Annotated in this window: 1 protein-coding gene; it reads right to left on the reverse strand. The window is 78.2% G+C overall.

Annotated features, from left to right (window positions below):
• Positions 1 to 684: beta-ketoacyl reductase (locus GTW08_RS19645; protein ID WP_161152352.1), on the reverse strand; the 684-nt coding region annotated here is incomplete at both ends.

Consider the following 684-nt stretch of genomic DNA (forward strand, 5'->3'; position numbering starts at 1 on the left):
GCGCCCGCAGGACCGCGGGCACCTCCCCGTGGGCACGCAGCGCGGCCGGGTCGAGACGCATCGGCGCGAGCGCCGGTTCGCCGGTGGCCAGGGCGGCGTCGAACAGGGCGAGTCCGTGCTCGACGGTCAGCGCCGGGACCCCGGAGCGCGCGAGGCGCGCCGCCTCGGCCTCGGTCAGCTCTCCCGCCATGCCCTGCTCCCAGGGGCCCCAGGCCAGGGCGGTGCCGGGAAGCCCCTCGGTGCGGCGCCGCAGCGCCAGGGCGTCGAGGAACGCGTTGCCGGCGGCGTAGTTCGCCTGTCCCGGGTTGCCGAGCACTCCGGCGACCGAGGAGAACATCACGAACGCCGCGAGGTCGCGGTCGCGGGTCGCCTCGTGGAGGTGCCAGGCGGCGTCGACCTTCGGGCGGAGCACCGCGGCGAGCCGCTCGGGGGTCAGCGTCGCGACCAGCCCGTCGTCGAGCACGCCCGCGGCGTGGACCACCGCGTGCACCGGGTGGTCGTCGAGGAGCGCGGTGACCGCGTCGCGGTCGGACACGTCGCAGGCGACGACGGTGGCGCGTGCCCCGGCGTCGGCCAGGTCGGCGACGAGGTCGGCGGCGCCCTCGGCGTCCGGGCCGCGGCGGCTGACCAGCAGCAGCTCACGCACGTCGTGCGCGGCCACCAGGTGGCGGGCGAGCACGGCGC

Origin of the sequence: Pseudonocardia sp. SID8383, from assembly GCF_009864975.1 — a bacterium.
In the GTDB taxonomy this organism is placed as follows: Bacteria; Actinomycetota; Actinomycetes; order Mycobacteriales; family Pseudonocardiaceae; genus Pseudonocardia; species Pseudonocardia alni.